This is a genomic window from Chitinophaga tropicalis (genome assembly GCF_009758205.1).
Classification (GTDB): domain Bacteria; phylum Bacteroidota; class Bacteroidia; order Chitinophagales; family Chitinophagaceae; genus Chitinophaga; species Chitinophaga tropicalis.
The window spans coordinates 212,200-238,117 of sequence record NZ_WRXN01000002.1 but is presented as its reverse complement, the minus strand read 5'-3'; the positions used below and the strand labels follow the sequence as shown (position 1 = coordinate 238,117).

Below are 25,918 nucleotides of genomic sequence, written 5' to 3'. Positions count from 1 at the left end.
ATAAAGAACAAATATATCAAAATGATTATATAAAGTAAAAGGGGCCTTGTGGCCCCCTTCAATTTAATATAGTAATAATATTCCTGCCGGTTACAAGTCTGTCATTATCAGAACTTCAGCGCAAGGCTAACCAGGAAATTGGAGAGTTTCTGCGGACGTGCATAGAAGCCATCGCTCACCCAGTACTTCTCCCCTGTCAGGTTGTTACCTTTTACGGAAATGCGGTATTTAGGTGTATTGTAGAAGATAGTAGCGTCTACAGTTGTGTAGGATGGTAAAGTGAATGAGTTAGCGGCGTCGTAGAAGGCATCGCCTACGTACATAGCTCCACCGCCGAAGCCCAGGCCTTTTACAGAACCTTTGAGGATGGTGTAGCTCAGCCAGATATTACCTACATTTTCAGGAGCGCCTACAGTTCTTTTACCTACCAGGGCAGCTGCTGCTTTCTTGTATTTGTTCTCATTATAACCGTAACCGGTGATAACGTTCAGACCAGGAAGCGGGTTTGCAATGATCTCCACTTCAAGACCTTTGCTTTCCTGGGTACCATCCTGTACGGTGAATACCAGGTTATCTCTTGTTTCTGCCCTGGTGCTGTTTTTGATCTGCATATCATAGTAGCTGATAGTAGCTGCCAGTTTATTGTCAAACAGGTCCAGTTTCACACCACCTTCCAGCTGGTTGGCCTGCTGAGGCTTGAAGGAGCTCACAGAACCGTCTGGTTGAACAGTATTGGCCACATTCTTAAAGCCATTCATATAGTTGGCGAAGATGGATATCTTATTCAGCACTGGTTGGTATATAACCCCGAATTTAGGAGAGAAAGCTGTCTGGTCATATTTTCCGGTCACTACCTGGGTCAGGTTATTCTTAGTGCCTTTATTATCGAAATAATCAACACGCAGGCTTGCCATAACCAGCAGTTTCCGGGTGATATTCAGTACGTCAGAGAAATAAGCGCCGTAGCTGTACTGACGGCTCAGGGTCTCTGCAGTGTTCAGGGAGGCCAGGCGGTCATCTACATTCTGTACACGTACGTCTTTAGCTGTACCCAGGGTATTCACCGTATCCAGCTGTAACATATTGTATTTCAGGTTGCGGTACTGGTCCATGAAGTCAAATCCAACCACGAGGCGGTTGCGCATTTCGCCTATTTTGAAATCGCCGGTGAAGTTCTGTTGAATATGTTTACGACCCAGCCTATCCGGCGAGTGCACACCGATGCTTCTTGCGATAGTGGTATCGGAGAGCCATGTCAGGTTGAAGTAATACATATTATTGTAACCGCCGGTGGCCCATGCGTAATTGGTAGTGGAAGTCCAGTTCTTAGAGAGTTTATACTCAGCCTGTACGAAGATGTTGTTGGAATACATTTTCGAAACAAAGGAGTTATCTATCAGGGAACGTTTGTAGTCGAGTCTGAGTTTGTCGTAAGACTTGACATTGACTGCCGGGGATACTATCCAGGCGGAGCTGGAAGTACCGCTGTAGTTCTGGATATCGGCATCTACGCGGAGGGTGAAACGGTCGTTCACTTTGTACAGTATGCCTGGAGCTATTACTGAGGTGGTACCATGACCCTGATCCTGGAAAGAGTTCTCTTTCTGATAGGCTACGTTCATGCGGAACAGCAGGGTCTGATCACTATTTACAGGCGTATTGAAATCGGCCGTGATACGGCTCAGGTCATAGCTGCCCTGGGTATAGGAAACCTCGCCTGCCATGTATTCAAACGGCTTTTTGGTGATGTAGTTCACCAATCCGCCGAAAGACACCATTGAAGCGCCGAACAGTGTGGAAGAAGGGCCTTTGATGGCTTCTACCCTTTCAACTGTGGCAAGGTCTATAGTGGTACGGGTAAAGGTGGCCATACCGTTACGGAGGTTATCGTTGGTTACAAAGCCGCGGGAGAAGAAGGCAGGAATACCTGCGCCGGTTTTGGCCGGAGCGGCGCCCGGAACGTTACGGAAAGATTCGTCCAGGGTAACGGACATCTGTTCTCTGATCAGTTCTTTATCTACCACGCTATATACCTGTGTATTTTCCAGGTAGCCTAACGGCAGGCGGGCAACGCTGTTACTCTGTTTTTTAGAGGTGATGGTATATTTATCGCCTACGATCAATACTTCATTCAGGGCCTTTGAGTTGGCGTTCAGCGCAAAGTCGACACTGGTGGTCTCCCCTTCTTTCAGCACTACGGTCTTTTCCTGGGGATCCTGGCCTATAAACGAAATGGTCAGTTTATAGGTGCCTGCCTGCAGGTTCTCAAACCTGAAGGAACCATCTTTACCTACCTGTACACCTTTTTTACCATTTAATATAACGGTGGCAAATTCCGCAGGTTGTCCATCGCTGGTGGTCACCTTTCCTTTAATGCCTCCATCGTCCTGAAAATCAGCAACTGTTACGTTGTGATTGCCGGCCGGAGCAGCCATTGAAGCCTGGGAACTGGTGTGGATCAGGAAGAGCCCTAAAGCTGCAACTATCTTGCAGTGGCAGGGCCGAAATAAAGTTGTTGTCATAATTTGGCTGGTTAGCTTTTTTTCGCTGCGAAGATAGATACAGCCAGACTTAACCATTTACGCAATGCGGAATTTTTTTAATGATTATACATTTCCCGATTGCGTCATAACAGGGAGCTAACTCCAAACTGAGAATCTTTAATTGTTTAGTCCACCGTCATGCAAAATCAATCGTTTAACAGTTTATGGATTAACGTGAAAATCTATTTCCCGTTTCGACTTGGGACACACACTTCTCCTCGATAACTTTGCTTTCATCAAAAAAACGATACCACCTCTGCAGGAAGACACACCTGCACCGTGAACAGGAAATTAACCAGTTAAAAAACACATTTACCAGGAAACCCAAATCCAAACCGTCCAAATCTTCCATCATGGAGACACAAATTTTAGTTCAGGAGAGCATCCTGAAACAAGAAACCAATGTCCGTATCACACCTCCTCTGGCGCCTGCCATTGTGAACATTACGGCTATTGAAAGACTGGAACTGACCCGAATCGGAAAAAGCCTCAGGAAACAGTATGGCACATACGAAAACCCGGAGTACATTGAAACGCTGCATCTTAATGCGTACAAGATCCTGCCGGAACGTATAGCAAGGCAGCTGATGCGGATGGGCTCAGACTTTTCAGCCGCCCAGTATGGCGCTGTTGTATTCAAAGGCCTGGTAGATGTAGACCAGGATGCCCTTGGTCCCACGCCTCCCAGCTGGCGGGAGTTGAACCCGGAAAAGGTGATAGAGTACGGATTCATCTCTTCACTGATGCATGGTGCAGTACCGTCAAAACCGGTGGAGTATTTTGCTCAGAGAAAGGGCGGTGGACTGATGCACGCTATCATTCCCGACATGAACATGGCTTATTCACAAACAGGCTCCGGCTCAAGGACAGAGTTGTTTGTGCATACAGAAGACGCCTTCCTGTTCAATGCTGCCGACTTCCTTTCCTTCCTCTACCTGCGCAATGAGGAAGAGGTGCCCTCGATGCTGTATTCCATCCGATCGCACGGGAGGCCGGGAGACATGCTGAAGCCCCTGTTTGAGCCTATCTACAAATGTCCGAAGGACGCGAACTACAGTCATGAGGAAGCCGTTGGTGAAGGAATCAATACCAGTATCCTCTATGGTAATCCCGAAGCTCCGTTTATCCGCTTTGACGCCGCGGAGCAGATCTACAACCAGGAAGCCGGCCAGAGCCCTGAAGCGCTGGAAAACCTGAAGACGTTCTGGAATGAAGCCCGTGGGCTTATCTATGACAGCTTCATACCCGAAGCAGGTGATCTTATTTTTGTGAACAACCATCTCTGTGCCCACGGACGTAACGCTTTCGTTGCCGGGTTCAGGAACGAGAATGGTACGATGGTACCCTGTGAACGCAGACTAATGCTGCGTATGATGAGCAAAACAAGTCTTATCCATATCCAGTCCGTTGCACACCCCGAAAATCCTTACATGGTAATGGAAGAACATTACGGTAAAGTATACCCGCCCGTTACAACTACGTCCTCCATCCAGGAATAGAAAATAGTTTGTCCGCAGCTGCGGGACAGACTGAGACAATAAGGAATAAAAATTACACATGTCTGATCTTAGATTGACACAGGTTGACAACAGCCTGTTCTCCCTGCGCGCATTGCAGATGGAGCAGGATATTCCCGTTATACATGACTGGGTGAACAGGGAATATGCCCGTTACTGGCAGATGCAGAATACTACCCCGGAAGATGTTAAAGCGGCATATACCGCTATTACCCAGGCAAAAGATACAAAGGTGCTGATGGGTTTCTATAACGGGAAACCGGCCTTTCTCCTGGAATGTTACTGGGTGAAGAACGATCCGCTGGGCAGCTATTATGACGCCAGGCCGGGAGATTTCGGATTTCATATACTGGTGGCGCCGGCAGATAAGCCTATTCATAACTTCACCTGGAACGTATTTACTACCATTATTGATCACATGCTTTCTGATCCGGCTGTAGAGCGGCTGGTGGTGGAGCCGGATGTACGGAATGAAAAGATACATATCCTTAACAAGCGGGCCGGGTTTGAATACAGGAAGATCATTTCCCTGCCACAGAAGCAGGCCTACCTGGCATTCTGTACACGTGAACAGTATGCCGCCGCTAAAAGTGCGGGCAGCTGTACGGTGCCTTATATCTATACACAGCAGGCGCCTAAGCTGGGCAACTTCTCTTTCCGGCCGCTACAGCTGGAGAACGATATCCCCCTTATTCACAACTGGGTGAACAGGGAATATGCTCAGTACTGGCAGATGCAGCGTACTACGGCAGAACAGGTAAGAACGGCCTATACCGCCATCACCCAGGCAAAACATGCACAGGCATTCATGGGGTTCTATAACGATGTTCCTGCATTCCTGTGGGAAAGTTACTGGGCTATGAATGATCCGATCGGGAAATATTATGATGTGCAGGAGGGTGATTATGGCCTGCATCTGCTGGTTGCTCCGCCGGACAGGCCTATTCACGGGTTCACCCTGCATATACTGGAAACCATCATGGACTATATGCTGACAGACAATGCGGTAGAGAGGATCATTGTGGAACCGGATACCCGGAATGAGAAGATGCATGTGCTGACCCGGCGGGTAGGTTTTGAATATGTACAAGAGCTCTCCCTGCCACATAAAAAAGCATTTCTGGCTTTCTGCACCCGCCAGCAGTATGCCAGTCACAGACAAAAAGAATCATTCGTTACTCAACTTATTCAATAGACAATGGATTACATTACGCTCCCGCAGACAGCAACGGCTTTTAAAGATATCTTCCATGAAGGTGCTGCAGAAGAATATAACAATGCTGTAAACTCCGCCAAACAACTGGTCAACTCATTCCTGGAAAATAACCGTACTCCTTTCAGCGGTATTACCCCAGATCAACTCAGGGCTTTGTTCAGCCAGGTGGATTTTGATACTCCCCTCCCTGATTATGAAAGCCTTTTCCGCGAAGTGGAGGAACTGTACGTTAACCATGCTACAGCCTTCCATCTGCCTAATTATATAGCACATCTTAACTGCCCTATTGTTATACCGGCACTGGCGGCAGAGGTAGTGATAGCCGCGATCAACTCTTCACAGGATACGTGGGACCAAAGCGCAGGCGGCACCCTTATGGAACAGAAACTGGTTTCCTGGACCTGTAATGAAATAGGCTTCGGCGCCCAGGCGGACGGTGTATTCACCGCCGGAGGCTCACAGAGTAACCTGATGGGGCTACTCCTGGCGAGGGATTATTTTGCGAAAGAGAAACTGGGACATGACACCAGGAAGAACGGTTTGCCGGCAGAAGCTTCCCGCTTCAGGATCTTTGTTTCTGAAATGACGCACTTCAGTGTGCAGAATACGGTGTCTTTAATGGGGCTGGGAGAAAAATCGCTCGTTAAAGTGAAGACCGATAACGGTTTCCGTTTATCGCCTGCTGACCTGGAGCAGGCCATCAAAAAAGAACTGGAGCAGGGTAACCTGCCTGTAGCCGTGATTGCTACTGCGGGTACTACAGATTTCGGAAATATTGATCCGCTGGTCCCTATCGGAGAAATAGCCGCCAGGTATGGCATCTGGTTCCATGTGGATGCGGCTTATGGCTGCGGACTGTTACTTACAGAAAAATACCGCCATCTGCTGAATGGCATTGAGCGGGCTAATTCTGTTACTACTGATTATCATAAGGCATTCTTTCAGCCTATCAGCAGCAGTGCATTCCTGGTGAGGGATAACCGTTACCTGGAGCTGATCACACATCATGCTGATTATCTGAATCCGCAGGAGAATGTTTTTGAAGGGCTGAACCAGATCAACAAAACCATTACCCAGAGCACACGCCGGTTTGATGCGCTGAAGCTCTGGTGTACCCTGCGCCTGATGGGTAAGGAAAAGCTGGGCACATATATAGAGACTATCATTGAAACTACGGAGAAGACAGCCAATATACTGGAGAAAGACGGCGATTTCCAGTTGCTGACACACTCTGACATCAGTGCCCTGGTATTCCGCTACTACCCTGCCGGCGTACAGGATGATGTTTTCTCTGATAAACTTAACCAGTACATCAAGAAGGAAATGTTCCAGGAAGGTAAGGCGATAGTGGCAGGAACGAGAGTGAATGATGCGTTCTATCTTAAGTTCACGCTGCTTAATCCGCTTACTACGCTCAACGATATCCGGAACATAGTGTCCATCATCAAAAAGCATGGCGCTGCTTTCATGAAACAACATCTTTCACCTGCCCTGTAAAACATACTACAATGAATAAACCTCCTATCAATATAACGCCGGAGCAAGCGGCGGCACATCTGAACCCGACTGTATGGAACAAGGTGAACAGGCTGCATGTGCGTAAGATCATCAGTGAGTTTGCGCATGAACTGCTTATTGAGCCACAGCTGCAATACACAGAGAATGGCTGGGGATATTATGTGCTGCATACGGACGATCCTTCTATAGAGTACCGGTTCCGCGCCAAGGTGTTAAGTCTTGACCACTGGTATATAGATACAGATTCTATCTGGAAATACGTGAATAATAACTGTGTGGCTGTAGATTCTATCCGCTTTATCATTGAGTTCAAAAAGACCATTGGTATCAGTGAAGCTGTTCTTCCGGTATACCTGGAAGAGATCAGCAGTACACTTTGTGGCAGCGCCTACATGCATACTTACAATACAATGACCGCTAAGGAGCTGGCAGTCTCTGACTACCAGGTTATTGAGCAGGCCATGATGGCGGGGCATCCCTGCTTCGTTGCCAACAACGGGCGTATAGGTTTTGATGCTACTGATTATCGTCAGTTTGCGCCGGAGGCGGCAGATCCTTTTGCCCTGATCTGGCTGGCTGCCCATAAGGACAGAACGGGTTATGCGGGTGTGACTGACCTTCCATATGAAGAACTGATCAGTGATGAGCTGGATGCAGATACGCGGGCGCAGTTTATTAAGATACTGGAAGACCTGCAGCTGGATGCAGTATCTTATTATTTCATACCGGTACATCCCTGGCAGTGGTTTAATAAGCTGGCAACGATCTTTGCTGCTGATCTTTCCAGTCACCAGTTAGTATACCTCGGAGCTGCGAAGGATAAATATATTCCCCAGCAGTCTATCCGTACTTTTTATAATGTTACGTCTCCGCATCGCCGTTATACGAAGACCTCTCTTTCTATCCTGAATATGGGTTTTATGAGAGGGTTGCATGCCAGCTTTGTGTTGACGGCCCCGCCTATCAGCGAATGGGTGAATCATGTGGTAGAGAGCGATGCGTTTCTCCGCGAGAAAGGTTTTGTGTTGTTGCAGGAAGTAGCGGCCGTAGGTTATACCAATCCTCATTATGCCAGCATTATCAAAGATGATAATTCTTCCTATAATGGTATGCTATCTGCGTTGTGGCGTGAAAGTCCGCAAAAGCGCCTGAAACCTGGTCAGCGGTTAATGACCATGGCTGCTCTCCTGCACGTAGACAGTTATGGCAATGCTTTGCTGCCGGAGCTGATAAAAGCTTCCGGTCTCAGTGTGACCGCCTGGCTGAAGCGTTACCTGGATTGTTACCTTACCCCGTTGCTGCATTGCTATTACTATCATGATATGCGTTTTATGCCACATGGGGAGAACCTGATACTCATTATTGAGAATAACATTCCTGCAGGCGCCATTATGAAGGATATAGCAGAAGAGATAGCGGTGCTGAACCCGGAACTTCCTATGCCGGACAATGTAAAACAAATCTATATGAAGGTAGCAGATCACCTGAGGATACTGTCCATCTTCACGCAGGCATTTGACTGCTTTTTCCGTTTTCTGTCCCATATCCTGGTGGAACATGCAAACTACCCGGAAGAGCAGTTCTGGAAGCTGGTAGCAGATTGTATTACAGAATACCAGCAGCTGCATCCGGAGTTAAGTGAGAAGTTTGCGAAGATAGACCTGTTTGCCCCCGAGATCATCAAGACATGTCTTAACCGGTTGCAGATACGCAATAACAGGAAGATGGTAGATCATATGTATGATCCATTTAAGAGTCAGCAGTTTGCAGGTGTATTGAAGAACCCGATGACTATCCACCGAACTCAGCCAGTGTTAACGCTCAATTAAAGAAAATGCAAGTAACTCAAACAATAACCCGGCAACCGGAGGTATTTCAGAAAGTGATCCGGTTGTTTATCAGTAAAATAATAGCAGAGCTATCTCATGAAGCTATTCTGCAACCGGAAGAGCAGTCCGGCGTTTATGTGCTGCGCGCTGAAAGTGCAGGTACGCTATACAGGTTTTCCGCCAGGGTGTACAGCCTGAATCATTGGTATGTGAACCCTGATTCTATTGAGAAAATAGTTGATGGCGATACGGCTCCGTTAGAAGCTATCAGTTTTATTACGGATCTGAATTACCAGATAGGGATAGCCCCGGCTGCATTGCCTGATTATATGGAAGAAGTAGCGGGTACGTTGTATGGTAGTGCTTACCTTCATGGCCAGGGCGGACCGGGCGCCGCCTACCTGGCCTATGCCGGTTACCAGGAGGTAGAGCAGGCTATGACAGGTCATCCCCGTTTTATTACTAATAATGGCCGTGTAGGATTTGATGTAACAGACTATCATAAATATGCGCCTGAAGCGGCGCAGCCACTTCCGCTTATATGGCTGGCCGGGCATAAAAGCAGGGCAGAATTTACGGGGATAGAAAACCTGGAATATGAGCAGCTTATACACCAGGAGCTGAGTGTAGACGACATTGCCAGGTTCAATGCCGTATTGAAAGGCAGAGGGTTGAGTACGGATGACTATTATTTCATTCCCGTACACCCGTGGCAGTGGTATAATAAGCTGACGAATCTTTTTGCGCCGGACATTGCCACCAACATGCTGGTATGCCTGGGTCACAGCGCAGATACATACCAGCCGCAGCAATCTATCCGAACTTTCTTTAACCGTAGCAATGGTGAAAAGAGTTATGTAAAAACGGCGCTGGGTATACTTAACATGGGGTATGTGAGGATACTCTCTCCCTATTTCATGCGTACTACGCCTGCTATTAATGAGTGGGTATATTCTGTAGTAGAAGCAGACGGATATTTACAGGAGAATGGCTTCTGTGTGTTGCGGGAGATAGCAGCTACAGGCTATACCAATCAGCATTTTGAAGATGCGTTGCAGGAAGACAGTCCGTATAAAAAGATGCTGGCCTCTCTGTGGAGGGAAAGCCCTGTATCGAAGCTGCAACCCGGGCAGAAGCTTATGACCATGGCGGCATTGCTGCATATTGATCCGCAGGGGAATGCGTTGCTGCCGGAGCTGATCAGTACGTCCGGGCTTACGGCGCCTGAGTGGGTGAAAGCCTACCTGGACCGTTATATGAAGCCGTTACTGCATTGTTTTTACCGCTATGATATGGTGTTCATGCCACATGGAGAGAACATTGTCCTGGTATTGGAGAACAACGTGCCGGTGAGGGCTATTATGAAAGATATAGGCGAAGAGGTGACACTGATGGATATGGACGTTGTGTTGCCTGAAAAGGCCAGGCGCATACAGGTGAGCATACCGGAATCTTTCAGGACAAGGCCCATCTTCACACAGTTGTTTGATGGCATCTTCCGTTTTATTGCAGCGATACTGGCAGAACAGGGCGGGTTACCGGAGCAGGAATTCTGGCAACTGGTAGCAGCCTGTATACTGGAATACCAGCAGCAGTTCCCTGAAATGGCCGGAAAATTTGACCAGTATGACCTGTTCACACCGGTAATAGCTCCTGATGCGTTGAACAGGATGCAGATCCTGAACAGCCGTAAACTGAGGGACCGTGCCAATCCATTTGACGTACCCGGCATAGGTGAAGTAAAGAACCCTGTTGCTGTTTATAAACCACAGGTATGATGAGAGTTCTTTTGATCATATTACTGGCTGCTTTGAACGCCCAGGCCCAGCCAATGTTTAAGGATACGGTAAAGGATAACTATTCCGGCACCATTATTCCTGATCCGTACCGCTGGCTGGAGAATGATACGCTGGCCAGAACGAGGGAGTGGATAACAGCAGAAAATAAGCTTACCAACAGTTACCTGGATGCTATTCCATTCAGGAAAGCACTTACGGAACATCTTTCCTCTACCTGGAACTACGCCAGGGAAACACCCCCTGTAAAGGCCGGAGAATATTATTTCTTTACGAGGAATAATGGATTGCAACCACAGAATGTATGGTTTCTCCGTAAGGGGCTGAATGGTGCCGAAGAAGAGTTGCTGGACCCGAATAAGCTTTCGGCCAATGGTACTACAGCTGTTACCATGCTTGGGTTTTCGACGGATAACCGTTACCTGGCATATGCGGTGGCATATGCAGGATCTGACTGGAACACCCTTCATGTGATGGACATTATCTCCCGTAAGGAACTGAATGATGAGCTGAAATGGGTGAAGTTCCCGCGGGCGGCATGGAAGGGCAATGGTTTTTATTACAGCCGTTATCCTGCCCCGGAAAAAGGTATGGAGCTTTCTGCCAGGAATACGCTGAACCAGGTGTACTTCCACAGGCTGGGCACTTTGCAGGAGGCTGACAGCCTTGTTTTCGAAGCCCGGTTAAGTGTAGCGGCATTTGTAACGGAAGATCAACGCTTCCTGATCATATCTTCACTGCCGGGCTCTTTCCTGGGTTTTAAGCTGACCAGTTCTACCGGCAATGCGTTGCATTACCAGGACCTGTCAGTTCCAGGGAGCCGTATTCAGCCGCTTATCAAAGGATACGACAATCACAACATTGTTGTAGACAATAAAGGCGGGAAGTTATTATTGCAGACAGATACTGATGCCCCTAATAACAAAGTAGTGTTGCTGGACCCGGCGCATCCGGAGAAGGAACACTGGCAGACGGTTATACCTGAACAAAGGTCCTCACTGGAGAATATAGACCTGGCAGGAGGTTATATGTGGGCATGCTACCTGAAAGATGCCCGTACGCTGGTAAGCCAGTATGATTACAGCGGCAGGAAGGTCCGGGATGTGCAGCTTCCGGGCATAGGTACTGCCCGTAACTTCTCTGCCAGGAAAGCAGATAAGGATATCTTCTACACGTATACGGACTTTACTACCCCGGAAACTGTGTACAGGCTGGATGTTGTTTCAGGGAAATCAGTGCTCTACAGGAAACCGGATTTTAAAGGTATCACGACGGGGTATGAAACCAGGCAGGTATTTGTAACATCAAAAGATGGCACCCGGCTACCTATGTTCATTGTCTGTAAGAAAGGTACAAGGCTGGATGGCAATAATCCTGTTTTTATGCAGGGGCATGGTGGTTTTAAGCGTAACCTCACTCCTGCTTTCAATGTAGCGAGGATGATATTCCTGGAGAGAGGCGGTATCTATGCCCAGCCTAACCTGCGCGGAGGGAATGAGTATGGTGAGGCATGGCACAGGGGTGGTATGCGTGGTAATAAGCAGAATGTGTTTGATGATTTCATTGCCGCCACGGAATACCTGATCCGGGAAAAGTATACGCAACCTGCACGTATTGCCATCACCGGAGTCTCTACCGGTGCGGTTATGGTAGGCGCCTGTATTAACCAGCGGCCGGAGCTTTTTAAAGCGGCCATTCCTGTAGTAGGCGCTATGGATATGCTACGTTATCATAAGTTCACTATTGGCAGTACCTGGGCGGAAGAATATGGTACGAGCGATAATAAAGAGCAGTTTGAATACCTGGTGAAATATTCGCCGCTGCATAACATCAAAGCTGGTGTTCGTTACCCGGCAACACTGGTGCTTACAGCAGATCATGATGACACCGTTGTGCCTGCGCATTCCTATAAATATGTGGCTACCCTGCAGGAAAAACAGGCAGGAGATAATCCTGTGCTGATCCGTATAGATAGTAATGCAGGACATGGGCCTGGCAAGCCTACTACAAAGCTCATTGCGGAAGCAGCAGATGCCTGGAGCTTTATTTTCAGTCAACTGAATGTGAAGTGGTAAGTATCAACTCAACATTAAAAATCTTTTATAAAAATGCAAACAGACAAGACAGTTTATTCAATTATCGGCATAGGGATAGGTCCGTTTAACCTGGGGCTGGCGGCTTTGCTGGAACCTGTGAAAGAAGTCTCTGCCCTGTTCTTTGACCAGACAGATGCTTTTGACTGGCACCCGGGCCTGATGTTGAATAATACAACCTTACAGGACCCGTTCATGGGTACAGACCTGGTAAGCATGGCTGATCCGACCAGTAAATACAGCTTCCTGAACTTCCTGAAGCAGACAGGCCGTTTATACCGTTTCTTTATCCGCCATGAGTTTTATATGCTGCGCCGTGAGTATAATGTGTACTGTAAATGGGTGGTAGAACAACTGAGCAATTGCAAGTTCTCACATAAAGTGGTCAATACCGGGTATGAAAACGGGTTATATGAGATAACTGTGCAGCATACACGTACCGGAGAAACAACTGTGTATTTCAGTGAAAGACTGGTATTGGGCACGGGTACGCAGCCTTACACACCCTCTTTTATTGATAAGGACAACCTGCCGGATGTGGTGCATACTTCGGAGTACCTGGCGTACAGGGAAGATATCCTGAAAAAGGGTACACTGACCATCATCGGTTCCGGGCAGAGTGCAGCGGAAGTGTTCTATGACCTGTTGCCTGCTACCAGGGAAGGTTTCCGGCTGAACTGGTTTACCCGTTCTGACCGTTTCTTTCCGATGGAGCATTCCAAACTGACGCTGGAGCTGAGCTCTCACAACTATATTGAGTATTTCTACAGCCTGTCTGCCGAACAGCGGGGCCGGATACTATCCACACAGAATTCTCTTTCAAAGGGGATCAATGGCAGCCTGATAGACCAGATCTATGATGCCATGTATGAGATGACCGTGGGAGGAGAAACGATCGATGTACAGCTGAGGGCTAACTGTGAGCTGACAGAGATCTCCCCTGCTTTACGGGAAGGTTATTATACGCTGCAGTTCACGCAGGTGGACCAGCAGCAGCAGTTCTCCCACCAGGCAGGATTTGTGGTGCTTGCAACAGGTTACAGGTATAACAGGCCCGCTTGCCTGGAAGGGATCAGTGACCGCATCCGCTTTAACCGTAATGGTTCTTTTAATGCGCAACGTAACTATACTGTTGACATTAATGAGCAGGAGATCTTTGTGCAGAATGCAGAGACACAGACACATGGCTTCGTAGCGCCGGACCTCAGCCTGGGCGCCTACCGTAATTCCTGGATCATCAATAAGATAACAGGCAGGGAGGTATATAAGCTGGAGGAGCAGATCGCATTCCAGGATTTTGGCGTGCAGCATCTTGAAAAGGCTGTCAGCGTCAGATAAAAACATTCTATAGATCAGGAGGCCTGCGAAGGGCGGGCTTCCTAAAAACAGATTAGTAATGCAATCACTGGTTGTCAGGACCCGTTCTATTTTCAGTTTATTTAAGATAGCCATGCTGGGCAAGGAAAAGAATTTTACTACCAGCAGTGTGGCACGTGCGGCTTTTCTTTTATCGCTTCCGGCTATGGTGGAGCTGATGATAGAGTCTTTGTTCGTTGTGGTGGACCTGCTGTATGTGAGTCGCCTGGGAGACAATGCCATCAACCTGGCAGGTATGATAGGTTCTGTTATACTGGTCATCTATGCTATTCCCGTTGGGTTGAACATTGCGGCCAGTTCCCTTATAGCGAGGCGTATAGGAGAAAAGAAGCCGCAAACAGCTGGTCTGACGGCTGTTCAGTCTATCTATACAGGTATTGCGGTAGCGTTGTTATTCAGTGTTATCACTATTACGTTCAGTAAGCAGATACTTTATGCCATAGGAGCATCGGAGGCTTTGGCGCAGGAAGGTGATGCCTATGCCAAGGTGCGTTTTGGCTGTATTATTTTCCTGATGCTGAGGGTGTTGATGAATGGTATTTTTCGTGGTTCAGGAGATGCCGCTATGGCTATGCGTACTTTTTTGCTCGCTTTTATAATGAACACTGCGCTGGGAGGTATCCTCATTTTCGGATATGGTCCTATACCGGCATTGGGTTTATTGGGAGCTGCTATTGGCAATGGCCTGGGTAATCTTATAGCTGTATGTTACCAGTTCTTTTACCTGGGAAAGAAAAAGACGGTACTGGTAATAGGCAGGCAGCAGCTGATCGTTGTGCCTTCTGTTATGAAGAAGCTCTGGAAGATCGGTTCTGCCGGTACTTTACAATACCTGATCCCGGCTTCCAGCTGGCTGCTAATGATCATTATTGTAGCGCAGCTTGGAGAGGCGGCGCTGACCGGGTATATTATAGCAGACAGGATCATTGTATGTGCAACATTGCCCGCATGGGGTATTGCCAATGCTGCCGGGGTGCTGACCGGGCAGAACCTGGGCGCCGGTAAACCGGAAAGAGCTGAACAGTCTGTATGGAAAACGGGGATGTTCAATATGTGTTTCCTGGGGCTGATCTCCTGTATACTGTTACTGTTTACCGGGAATATAGTCAGCGTATTTGCCAGTGAGCCGGCGATACAGGAGAATGCTGTGCTATACCTGCGTTGTATGGCTATTGCGTTTTTCTTCTTTGGGTATACGATGGTTATTTCACGATCGCTCAATGCGGCGGGGTATGTGAATATTGTAACGCTGATGTATATACTGATGTTCTATATTATACAGCTGCCCCTGGCTTATCTGACCGGAATTTATTTCAACATGGGCTCTAAGGGTATATTTGGAGCCATTCTGCTTTCTGAGGTAGTGCTGGCAGCTGTTTGCATTATTATTTTCAGGAAGGGAAAATGGAAAAGTATCCGTATTTAAAACTTAATATCATGTCAGACATTGTGTTGTTATTTAAGAAGATAATACTCGGCCTCCTGCTGATAGTTGTGCCGTTCCTGGTTTTCTTTGCCGGGTTCTGGCTGATCACTCATTTTGGATAATAAATTGTTCGTGTATGAAAATAGAAAAAGATGTTGCGAAGAAGCTGGTGAGAGACGGGGTTATTTCCCTGTTTCTCTATGCCCTTCCGGTGGCATTGATGTTCCTTTGGTTTTATATTAAAGGAGAGCGGCCCTGGAAGGAGCAGAAGCAAGCGACTGAGCTTACTGTTAACAAGTGAAAAAATTTTTATGCTTAAATATGTAGAAGCTTTATTTCAACACATCAACGGCTGGGGATTGCCAGTTCTGTTGCTGATAGTAGGGTGTATAGAATTTCTTTTTGGGTTATATAACAGGAAAGCGGACAGGAATGAGTTTATACTTGACCTGTTGAGCTTTGCTATTCCGAAGATACTCTTCCGTCCGATACTGGCTTATTTCAGTTTGCAGTTATTACCTGTATTATTACCAGGTCTGCAGGGCTCACTTTCGTGGGTACCGTTCTTCTGGGGAGCGGTGATCATAGCTGTAGCGGATGATCTTACACAATACTGGAACCACCGGCTGCATCACCAGGTACCGGTATTATGGCGGTTTCACCGTACCCATCATTCAGCGCCTTATATGGGAGTGGCAGTTTATTTCAGGAATAACCTGATCCATGTGCTGTTGTTCTCACAGGTATATCTTGTGGTAACGCTGGTATACCTGGGGCTTGGTTACCCGGCGCTTTTTGTGGCTGGTATGAAGTCGATCATTGTAGCAGCGGCACATTCCAGCATTCCGTGGGACAAGCCTTTTTACCGTATTAAATGGCTGCATCCTGTAGCCTGGGTAATGGAAAGGTTTATTTCCACTCCTGCTACGCATCATGCTCATCATGCCGTTACATCGGACGATGGGGTTGGTTATTACAAGGGGAATTTCGGGAATATGTTCTTTATCTGGGACATCATCTTTGGTACGGGGCTTATTACCCGTAAGTATCCGTCTGCTTATGGTATTTCTCATTATGAAAGGGATGAGTGGTATGCACAGTTCCTGTGGCCGGTGTTAAAATCGCGTGTGCGTGACAGTGAGTTATCGGCTAATGGACCAGTGGTAAGGATGGATGATGAGGAATAAATAGTTGCTCAAAAAAACAGGTTTTGCCTTCGGCAAAACCTGTTTTTTTGAGCGGGAGCCTGCTGCTCTCTTCCAGATGGGAATAGTTTATGGGCACAGTTTTTTGAAAGTATGGACAGAAGGTTTAGAAATATCGAAGAGAACATTTCTTTACTTTTGTTACAAATCCACCAGATTATGAAAAAGACCTGTTTATTAATCCTGCTCACTGTGCTGAGTCTCTTTAACCTGTATGCGCAATCGCCCGCAATCGGGGCATGGAAAACCACCTCCGGCGATAATACGTCCTTAATGCTGATCACTCCTGGCTATTTCAGCATCGCTACTTATAATAAAGAAGGTTTTGTTTCTACGACCGGCGGTACCTGGGAAGGTACTTCGGATGATGGCGCTACTACCAACATTGAATTTAATTCAAAAGATTCCTCCCAGGTAGGGAAGCATCCGGAGGCCATTGCCAAATTTGAGGGAGACCAGTTAGTGCTGACACTGGGAAATGAAACGAATACCTGGACAAGAGTAGATGATGGTAACAGTGTAATGGCCGGTGTATGGCAGATCACCGGCAGGGAAGCCAATGGTAAGATGAACCAGATGAAACCCGGCGCCAGGAAAACCATTAAGATCCTGACAGGGACCAAATTCCAGTGGGTAGCTATCAACACTGAAACCGGCGGGTTCTTCGGTACCGGTGGAGGTACCTATACATTTGATAATGGTGTATACACAGAAAAGATAGAGTTCTTTTCAAGGGATAACAGCCGGGTAGGCGCCAGTTTAACATTTAAGGGGGTACTGAATGGCGACACCTGGGACCATAGCGGCAAGAGCTCTAAAGGAGATCCTATTCACGAGGAGTGGACAAGGAAATGAGCCGAAGATGACCTTAAACGATAGTCACTTCCACGCCTATGTTTTCCAGGTCCTGTACCATACTGCTACTGATACCGTCATCCGTGATGATCTGATCTATTTCGTTGAGCATGCAGATCTTTCCGAAGCCTCTGCGGCCAAATTTAGATGAATCTGTCAGGATGATGGTTTTCTGTGCTGTGCGGATCATGGCTTTATTCAGGGTAGCCTCCATCATATTGGACGTGGTGCATCCCTGTTCCGGATCGATCCCGTCAACGCCGAGGAACAGTTTGCTGCAGGTGAAGTTATCGAGAATGCTTTCGGCATAGTTGCCGGTTACCGAGGTGGAGGTTTTACGTACTATTCCTCCCAGCTGTACTATCTCTACGTTGGGCTTATCCAGCAGCGCCATGGAGATATTCATGGCGGAAGTAAGGACTGTGAGCCGCATTTCTTTGGGGATAGCGCGTGCCAGTTGCAATACGGTAGTTCCGGACGCAATAATGATGGCATCGTCTGGTTCTATCAGTTCTGCGGCTTTCAGGCCTATCCTGGTTTTCTGATCTGCCAGGATATTCTCTTTTTCATTTACATCGCGATCTTTGGTGTAAGGGTTGGCCAGGCTGACGTTGCCATGTGTACGGAAGAGCAGTTTCTTTTCTTCGAGGAGTGCCAGATCTTTCCTGATGGTAACGGCGGAGACGTCCAGGGCTGCCAGCAGATCGGCTACACGGACATTCCCTTCTTTCTTAACGCGGTCCAGTATGTAAGCATGGCGTTGCGCCATTGAATCAACTTTCATAATTACTTTTTGGTAAAATAGTAACACTATTATAATACAATAGTAACCCTTTTCTTAAAAAAACCTTAAAAGCCAAGAAAAATTTGGAAATAATAACAAAACGAAACACCTTTATGAAAGAAAAGAAACTATAAGAAACTTTCGATTGGTTCAAAATACTTACCATTATGGACAGATTGCAGTTATTACAAACATTATCCGATGTACCTGAATGGGATGTGATCATTATCGGAGGCGGCGCTACAGGGCTGGGAATAGCCATGGATGCCGCTACCCGCAATTATAAAACCCTGCTGGTAGAACAGGCTGACTTTGCCAAAGGTACTTCCAGCAAAGCTACGAAACTGGTGCATGGCGGCGTGCGTTATATGGCCCAGGGTGATATTGGCCTGGTAAGGGAAGCCTGTCATGAAAGGGGGCTGCTGCTTAAGAATGCCCCTCATCTCACAAAGAACGAAACTTTTGTCATACCTAATTACTCGTGGTTCAATAATATAAAATACACAATTGGTCTGAAATTCTACGATATGCTGGCCGGCCGTCTCAGCCTGGGCCCTTCCCGTTATATTAACCGGCAGAAAACCATAGCGGCCCTGCCGACTATTAAGCAGGAAGGCCTGAAAGGCGGAGTGGTATATCATGACGGGCAATTTGATGATTCACGCCTGGCGCTGAATATTGCCCAGACGGCTATAGAATATGGTGCTACCGTGCTGAACTACATGAAAGTAGAAGCCCTGATAAAAGATAATAATAAGAAAGTTTGCGGGATTATTTCGAAAGACATCGAAACCGGCAAAACATATAAAGCTACCGGTAAGGTAGTGATCAATGCGACGGGAGTATATGTAGATAATGTGCTGCAGATGGACAGGCCGGATGCGCCTCATATGGTAAAACCCAGCCAGGGTGTGCATATTACGCTGGACCGTTCTTTCCTTCCGGGAGAAAATGCGTTGATGATACCGGAAACGGATGATGGCAGGGTACTTTTTGCTGTTCCCTGGCATAATAAACTGATCGTTGGCACTACAGATACCTTGCGGGACCATCCTGAGCTGGAGCCGCATGCACTGGAACAGGAGATCAGCTTTATACTTTCGACCGCAGGTAAATACCTGGTAAGAAAGCCACAGCGTAGCGATGTGCTGGCGGTATTTGCCGGCCTGCGGCCGCTGGCCGCTCCCAAACAGGATGGCGCTAAAACAAAAGAGATTTCCCGGAGCCATAAGATCATTGTATCTGAATCCGGGCTGATCACCATTACCGGCGGCAAGTGGACCACCTTCCGCCGCATGGCGCAGGACACCCTGCAGAAAGCCATAGAAACAGGCCGCCTTCCCAATAAGGCCTGTGTTACGGAACAACTCCATATCCACGGTTATACAACAGGCAGCAACCTTATGGACCCGCTGCGCTTTTACGGAACAGATATTGACGGTATCAAAGCCCTCACAGAGGCCTCTCCTACCCTGGCGGCTCCTATTGCTACAGGCTATCCATACACCAAAGCCATGGTAGTATGGGCTGTAAGAAACGAGTATGCCAGACGTGTGGAGGATGTGCTGGGCCGCCGCCTGCGGCTGCTGTTCCTCGATGTGCATGCGGCACTGGAAGCCGCCCCTGTTGTAGCCGGTATCGTTGCAGAGGAGACTGGCCGCCCTGCCAGCTGGGTACAGGAGGAATTAAATGACTTCACCATTCTAGCCAAAGGATATACGCTGAACTGATAAGCATCAGTGCATCTAACTTCCCGGTGGCGCCTCATTGCTGCGCAGGGCGCCGCCACCGGTTTTTTTCAGACTTTTAAAGCTTGGTTTATGAACACAAAAGAAAAGTTCATCCTTGCCCTTGATCAGGGCACTACCTCTTCGCGTGCTATTATATTCAATCACCAGGGAGAAATGATAGCCGTATCGCAAAAACCATTTGAACAGATCTTCCCCCAGCCGGGATGGGTAGAACATGACGCTAATGAGATCTGGTATACGCAGTCGTCCGTTGCCGCCGAAGTAATAGCCAAAGCCGATCTTAACGGTACCAACATTGCCGCTATAGGCATCACTAACCAGCGGGAAACAACAGTGGTATGGGACAGGGAAACGGGTATTCCGCTATATAACGCTATTGTGTGGCAGGACAGGCGTACTGCGAAGTATTGTGATGAACTGAAAGAAAAAGGCCTGTCAGAGAAGATCAGAGAGAAAACAGGGCTTGTAATAGACGCCTACTTTTCAGGCACAAAAGTGAAGTGGATACTGGATAATGTGAAAGGCGCCAGAGAGCGGGCGGAAAAAGGCGAATTATGCTTTGGTACTATTGACAGCTGGCTGGTATGGAAATTCACCCGGGGCGCTATGCACATCACCGATGTTACGAACGCTTCCCGTACACTGCTGTTCAATATTCATACTATGGAATGGGACAAGGAGCTGCTTGAACTCTTTACCATCCCTGAAAGCATGCTGCCACAGGTAAAACAGAGCAGTGAGGTATATGGTGAAACAGCCACTACCCTGTTTGCTTCCAAGATCCCTATTGCAGGTATAGCAGGCGATCAGCAGGCGGCGCTCTTCGGGCAGATGTGCGTAGACGAGGGTATGGCAAAGAATACCTATGGTACCGGATGCTTCCTGTTGATGAATACCGGTAATAAGCCTGTATTGTCTAAGAACAACCTGGTATCTACCGTGGCCTGGAAGATTGATGGTAAAGTAACGTATGCCCTGGAGGGTAGTGTGTTTGTTGGCGGCGCCGCTATACAATGGCTGCGTGATGGGCTGGGCATTATAAAGACTTCTGCTGAAAGTGAAACGCTGTCAGCTTCTGTAGAGGATAATGGCGGCGTATACTTTGTACCTGCACTGACGGGATTAGGCGCTCCGTATTGGGACCAGTATGCCCGCGGTACAATAGTTGGCATTACCCGTGGTACGACAGCGGCTCATATTGCCCGTGCAGCGCTGGAGGGTATTGCGTTCCAGGTGTATGACCTGTTGAGCGCGATGGAATCTGATTCCGGTAAAAAGTCAACCGAACTAAGAGTAGATGGCGGCGCTGTTGCCAACAATGCGCTGATGCAGTTCCAGGCGGATATTTTTGGTAGTGCGGTTGTTCGTCCGAAGGTACTGGAAACCACCGCCCTGGGAGCGGCCTATCTTGCCGGTCTGGCTGTGGGGTACTGGAAGAGCATTGATGAAGTGAAACAGCAATGGGCGGTTGATAAAAAGTTTGAGCCTGCAATGGAAGGTGCTAAAGCAGGAAAGCTGCTCCATTACTGGAAAAAGGCGCTTGACAGGTCAAGGGGATGGGCAGAGGAATAACCTGCCCTCTCCATATACAGCTATGAAATAATCTATTCCACTTAAAGAAATCCTGGTAGTGTCTCAGCTTATCCCGGCGGGCCAAACTGAGACAGTATCTAAAATCTTAAAATTATGACACCGTTTATTGCAGAACTTCTTGGCACTATGGTCCTCATCCTCCTGGGTAATGGCGTGGTTGCCAATGTAGTCTTAAAAGATACAAAAGGAAATGGAGGCGGCTGGATAGTGATCACCACAGGATGGGCGCTGGCGGTATTTGTGGGTGTGATCATTGCCGGCCCTGTAAGCGGAGCGCATCTGAACCCTGCTGTTACCATAGGCCTGGCCGTTGCCGGCAAGTTTGCGTGGGCAGCCGTTCCCGGTTATATCCTGGCGCAGCTCATTGGCGCTATGGCCGGGGCTTTCCTGGTATGGCTGATGCATAAAGATCATTTTGATGACACAGCAGATGCAGGTCTGAAAGCTGCTGCTTTCTGTACTGCTCCTGCTAAACGCAACCTGCCTATTAATTTTATCTGTGAACTGATTGCCACGTTTGTACTGATCTTCTCCATCTTCTACATAACCGGAGCAGAGATCACTTCCAGTCATGATCCCATAGGGCTTGGCTCAGTCGGCGCATTGCCTGTGGCTTTCGTGGTATGGGTGATAGGGCTCTCCCTGGGCGGTACCACAGGATATGCCATTAACCCGGCAAGAGACCTTGGCCCCCGCCTGGTACATGCAGCGCTGCCTATCCGTAATAAAGCCGGTAATGACTGGGGATATGCCTGGATACCGGTGCTTGCTCCTATCTCCGGCGCTATCGTGGCTGCTTTCCTTTATATGCTTCTAAACTGACCGTTTTATGAAAAAGATGATGTTTGCAGGGCTGTTTACAGCCTGCCTGGCAGTGCTATGCCTTCATGTGAATGCCCAGACGCTCAATACACAGGATTCTACTGTTCAAAAGAAAGAAACTCCCGCTAAACCATACAAACCATTCAATGTCAACTTACAGGTAAGGAATATATACATCTGGCGCGGGTTCAGGGTATCCAATGCTCCCATATCAGATATTGATGTACACTATCTTTCCAAAGATGGTAGTTTTCAGGCAGGGTTCTGGGGAGGCGCAGGGTTTGATGGTACGTATAAGGAGTTTGACTATTACCTGAAATATACAAAAGGAGGATTCAGTGCCGCTATCTGGGATATCAATAACTTTACGGATTTTCCCAATGCCAGCCTGTTTGACTATAAACGGAGCACTACTTCACATTTTGTAGATGTTGGTGTAGCTTATAGCTTCAATATGAAACTACCGCTGACAGTAAGCTGGAATACCATTGTAGCAGGAAGGGACACTTATGTAAAAGAGAATGGAGACAGGGCCAATGCTTATTCCAACTATGTGCAGCTGGACCAGGTGCTCTGGAAGCAGGCTGATTATAACCTGCATGTATTTGTGGGCGGTGGGTTTGCTTTTGGAAGAGAGCAGAATTTTTACGGGAATAAGCCCAATATTGTGAATGCAGGAATTACCCTGAATAAAGATCTTGTTATATTCAGCTATCATATGCCGGTGTCAGCCACAGTCATGTTCAATCCTGAGAAAAAGATCGGGGGATTACAGCTTGTCGCTAACCTGTTTTAGCGCTATCCGGGTTATCCGGGCATATATCACGCAGTTCTCTGATGATGATCATATGCCCGGAAGCCCGGATAAACTACTTTCGGGCAACTTTAAGAAAAGGACCTGTTACACATAATGCTTGCGGGGTAACCAAACGGGACGGCGGGAACCAGGATAGGGTAATCGCCGTTGCCCTTGCGGCGAAAAACCGGATAGTGCCTGGTTTGAATTTCTTTAATTGTTCAAAAACCGGGTTTCGCCTTCGGCAAAACCCGGTTTTTGAGTTTTTTTTTGCGCTGCGCGCGGCTGATCTTTTTTAATGATGGGAATTGGGCCTGTAGCCGCTAAAAGTATTAGAAAAGTTATGTAACTTAGTAATATATCAGATCGCTTATCTAACCCCAGTAAGCCGATGGACAGGCACAAAGTATATATCTCGTCTACCTACAGGGACCTGGCCGACTATAGGGCCAGAGTTATTAATTTCTTTCTTTCCGGCAAAATGCCTGATAGTTTCAGCCTGATAAGCATGGAAGGATATGTTGCTGATGATATACAACCTTCAGACAAATGTGTGGAGGATGTGGCGAAGTGCGACATTTACATTCTTATTGTAGCTAAACGCTATGGCTTTATTCCGCCGGATACCACTAAAAACCCAGGGAGGTTCTCCATTACGGAAATGGAATATGAAACAGCCGTGAGCCATAATAAGATCATCCTTACTTTCCTGGCGGATGAAAAACAGGTATTTGAAGAAGACAGTGACCCAGACGCGGCGTTACTGGCGGAAAAGAAACAAAAGCTGCTGGCTTTTAAAGAAAAAGTACGACTGGCAAAGCTCACTCATCCGGATGGCTTCACAGATGCTTATCACCTCTGTTTCCAGGTACAACAAGCCATTTTTAATAAGTTCTTTACAGAAATATACGCTTCCAGGGAAGAGAACCTGGATAAGATCTATTTCTGTGACAGGAGATCACAGAACTATACGTTCCAGAAAGGCCGTCAGATCAATAAAGCCATACAGTTCTTCCTGATTAACAGTCATGAAAAAGATATGGCCCACTTCTTTGTAAAAAGGATAGGGCTGGAATGCATAGAAAGCGACATCCGTACACTTGACCTCTTCATCTACCCAACTATATTGGATAACAGTGATTTTGACGACCTGGAATTCTCAATGAGATGCGCTATTAAAGAAGAGTGGAACAGGAATGCTGAACTGAAGAAGTTCAAGCTGAAAGACCCGTTGGATGTCAGCGTGGAAAAAGTACTATCTGTCATGGATGAGCTTAATTACGACTGTCTCATCATTTCCTGGGAGATCAAGAGCTTTTACTGGAAAAATGACAAGCTCAACGAAAATATATCAGCATTTTATGAGAAATATGACCAGGTAAATGCCACACTTAAAACATCGAAGAAGATCTTCTTCATAGGGACAGTAAGTTATAGTGAATGTGCTGATATGACCTTTGCACAATTTGAAGACAAGATCAAAAGCATCAGGTACGGCGCCACTCCCATTAAATTAACGCGGATCAACAGGAATGAGATCAAAGACTGGATGACCGATTTTGAGATAGAGGACAACCCCAATGTCCAGGAAAAATTACTGCATGATCTGCTGCCGGGGCCTGATCCGGACTTCTACCTGAGCGACCTGGAGCTTCCTCTCCGGAATATACTGATGAAACTATAATCTTCATTTTAAAATAACCCCATATGACCAGGGAATTTGACCTGAAAAGCATTAAGAGCAATGCTGACAAGTCACCAAAGAATTATATCCTCCATAATGAGGGACTGGAAACAGCTATCCAGATGGCTATCTGGCTGGGTAAGCCATTGCTGCTTACCGGCGCGCCAGGAACAGGGAAGACACAGCTGGCTTATAAGATCGCTGATATGCTGTATGAAACGACGAAAGGCGGGAATGCGGAATGTGCTCCTTTCCTGGGAAAGCCTTTTATCTTCAATACCAAAACCACGAGCTCTGCCACAGACCTCTTCTATTCATATGATGCTGTCCGTCATTTCCAGAAGAAATATATAGATGAACTGGATAAACAGAAGCAGGGCGCTACAGCTCATGCATATCTGAAAATGAATGCCCTGGGCAGCGCTATTTTACAATCTATCGGCAGCGCACAGATCATAGCAGATCCTAATCTTTCCGACCTGCAGCTGCTGGCCGATTTTCAGAAACAGGTATTGCCTGAGCCACGCAGCTCTGTAGTGCTGATAGATGAAATAGATAAAGCTCCACGGGATTTTCCGAACGATCTGCTGAATGAAATTGAGCACATGGAGTTCTACATCAGTGAACTGATGAACAAGTACGTTAAAATGCAGGAGAGCAGCAACGCGCGGGTGCTGATAATAATGACCAGTAACTTTGAAAAGGCGTTGCCGGATGCTTTTCTACGCAGATGTCTCTTCTATCATATTCCCTACCCTGAGCCGCCGGAGCTGATAAAGATCGTGGAATCCAGGATAACGCCATACCTGGAGGAAACATATAACAGGAATGATCCTGGTCATAAGGAATTATACCAGCATGCTGAAAAGAACATGACCTCACTGGTGGAAGAGTTCAGGAGGCTTAAAGACCTGATAAAAGACAAACCTCCCGCCACGGCTGAGCTGCTGGAGTGGATCAAGACACTGGTGGCCAGGGGACTGCTGAAGAAAGAGCTTAATTTCAGTAAGCTGGAGGAAGATGAAAGAAGGACATTGCATTTCTCTCTTCCGGCGCTGGCTAAAAGCGAGAATGACCTCTACCGGCTGAAACAGGAATATCCCCTTTAATCTG

19 protein-coding genes are annotated in these 25,918 nt (G+C 47.4%); 17 read left to right on the top strand and 2 right to left on the bottom strand.

What is annotated here, in order from left to right; translation table 11 throughout:
• Nucleotides 1-107 precede the first annotated feature (107 nt).
• Entirely contained in the window at nt 108-2,522 is a 2,415-nt protein-coding gene (locus GO493_RS06785) for a TonB-dependent receptor (protein WP_198315559.1), read from the bottom strand.
• 374 nt (nt 2,523-2,896) lie between these two features.
• Between GO493_RS06785 and GO493_RS06780 the strand changes: the two genes are divergently transcribed.
• The 11 genes from GO493_RS06780 to GO493_RS06730 all read left to right on the top strand — a co-directional run bounded on the left by GO493_RS06780 (nt 2,897) and on the right by GO493_RS06730 (nt 17,375).
• A complete protein-coding gene (locus tag GO493_RS06780) occupies nt 2,897-4,042 on the top strand; it encodes a Fe(II)-2OG oxygenase family protein (RefSeq protein WP_157305381.1) in 1,146 nt (381 codons plus the stop codon).
• 58 nt (nt 4,043-4,100) lie between these two features.
• Nucleotides 4,101-5,255, top strand: coding sequence for a GNAT family N-acetyltransferase (locus GO493_RS06775; protein WP_157305380.1), 1,155 nt, complete (start codon nt 4,101-4,103; stop codon nt 5,253-5,255).
• 3 nt (nt 5,256-5,258) lie between these two features.
• Nucleotides 5,259-6,773, top strand: coding sequence for a pyridoxal phosphate-dependent decarboxylase family protein (locus GO493_RS06770; protein ID WP_157305379.1), 1,515 nt, complete (start codon nt 5,259-5,261; stop codon nt 6,771-6,773).
• 11 nt (nt 6,774-6,784) lie between these two features.
• On the top strand, nt 6,785-8,623 hold the full coding sequence (locus GO493_RS06765; RefSeq protein ID WP_157305378.1) for an IucA/IucC family protein: 1,839 nt from the start codon (nt 6,785-6,787) through the stop codon (nt 8,621-8,623).
• A 5-nt stretch (nt 8,624-8,628) separates the two neighbouring features.
• On the top strand, nt 8,629-10,401 hold the full coding sequence (locus tag GO493_RS06760; protein WP_157305377.1) for an IucA/IucC family protein: 1,773 nt from the start codon (nt 8,629-8,631) through the stop codon (nt 10,399-10,401).
• A complete protein-coding gene (locus GO493_RS06755; protein ID WP_157305376.1) occupies nt 10,398-12,494 on the top strand; it encodes a prolyl oligopeptidase family serine peptidase in 2,097 nt (698 codons plus the stop codon). The genes GO493_RS06760 and GO493_RS06755 overlap by 4 nt, the downstream gene beginning before the upstream one ends.
• 33 nt (nt 12,495-12,527) lie before the next feature.
• Nucleotides 12,528-13,850: a lysine N(6)-hydroxylase/L-ornithine N(5)-oxygenase family protein gene (locus tag GO493_RS06750; protein WP_157305375.1), complete on the top strand. Its 1,323-nt coding sequence runs from the start codon at nt 12,528-12,530 to the stop codon at nt 13,848-13,850.
• Nucleotides 13,851-13,908: 58 nt separating this feature from the next.
• Complete coding sequence (locus tag GO493_RS06745) at nt 13,909-15,315, top strand: MATE family efflux transporter (protein WP_157305374.1); 1,407 nt, start codon at nt 13,909-13,911, stop codon at nt 15,313-15,315.
• Between the two features lie 136 nt (nt 15,316-15,451).
• The gene (locus GO493_RS06740) at nt 15,452-15,616 is read left to right on the top strand and encodes a hypothetical protein (RefSeq protein WP_157305373.1); all 165 of its coding nucleotides are present in this window, start codon (nt 15,452-15,454) and stop codon (nt 15,614-15,616) included.
• A gap of 10 nt (nt 15,617-15,626) precedes the next feature.
• On the top strand, nt 15,627-16,502 hold the full coding sequence (locus GO493_RS06735) for a sterol desaturase family protein (RefSeq protein WP_157305372.1): 876 nt from the start codon (nt 15,627-15,629) through the stop codon (nt 16,500-16,502).
• Between the two features lie 177 nt (nt 16,503-16,679).
• The gene (locus GO493_RS06730) at nt 16,680-17,375 is read left to right on the top strand and encodes a membrane or secreted protein (RefSeq protein ID WP_157305371.1); all 696 of its coding nucleotides are present in this window, start codon (nt 16,680-16,682) and stop codon (nt 17,373-17,375) included.
• A gap of 13 nt (nt 17,376-17,388) precedes the next feature.
• On the opposite strand, the gene GO493_RS06725 is transcribed toward GO493_RS06730, so the two are convergent.
• Nucleotides 17,389-18,159 carry a DeoR/GlpR family DNA-binding transcription regulator gene (locus GO493_RS06725; RefSeq protein WP_198315557.1) on the bottom strand — a complete coding sequence of 257 codons (771 nt, stop codon included), beginning with the start codon at nt 18,157-18,159 and terminating at the stop codon, nt 17,389-17,391.
• A gap of 167 nt (nt 18,160-18,326) precedes the next feature.
• Here GO493_RS06725 and GO493_RS06720 point away from each other — a divergent pair, with 167 nt between their 5' ends.
• The 6 genes from GO493_RS06720 (at nt 18,327) to GO493_RS06695 (ending at nt 25,914) form a co-directional block, all read left to right on the top strand.
• Nucleotides 18,327-19,889, top strand: coding sequence for a glycerol-3-phosphate dehydrogenase/oxidase (locus GO493_RS06720; RefSeq protein ID WP_157305370.1), 1,563 nt, complete (start codon nt 18,327-18,329; stop codon nt 19,887-19,889).
• 90 nt (nt 19,890-19,979) lie between these two features.
• A complete protein-coding gene (glpK, locus tag GO493_RS06715) occupies nt 19,980-21,482 on the top strand; it encodes a glycerol kinase GlpK (RefSeq protein WP_157305369.1) in 1,503 nt (500 codons plus the stop codon).
• Nucleotides 21,483-21,596: 114 nt separating this feature from the next.
• Complete coding sequence (locus tag GO493_RS06710; RefSeq protein ID WP_157305368.1) at nt 21,597-22,325, top strand: MIP/aquaporin family protein; 729 nt, start codon at nt 21,597-21,599, stop codon at nt 22,323-22,325.
• 7 nt (nt 22,326-22,332) lie between these two features.
• Nucleotides 22,333-23,121 (top strand): hypothetical protein, encoded by a 789-nt coding sequence (locus GO493_RS06705; RefSeq protein WP_157305367.1) that lies wholly within the window; start codon nt 22,333-22,335, stop codon nt 23,119-23,121.
• A 391-nt stretch (nt 23,122-23,512) separates the two neighbouring features.
• Nucleotides 23,513-24,805: a DUF4062 domain-containing protein gene (locus GO493_RS06700; RefSeq protein ID WP_157305366.1), complete on the top strand. Its 1,293-nt coding sequence runs from the start codon at nt 23,513-23,515 to the stop codon at nt 24,803-24,805.
• A gap of 23 nt (nt 24,806-24,828) precedes the next feature.
• The gene (locus GO493_RS06695; RefSeq protein WP_157305365.1) at nt 24,829-25,914 is read left to right on the top strand and encodes an AAA family ATPase; all 1,086 of its coding nucleotides are present in this window, start codon (nt 24,829-24,831) and stop codon (nt 25,912-25,914) included.
• Nucleotides 25,915-25,918 lie beyond the last annotated feature (4 nt).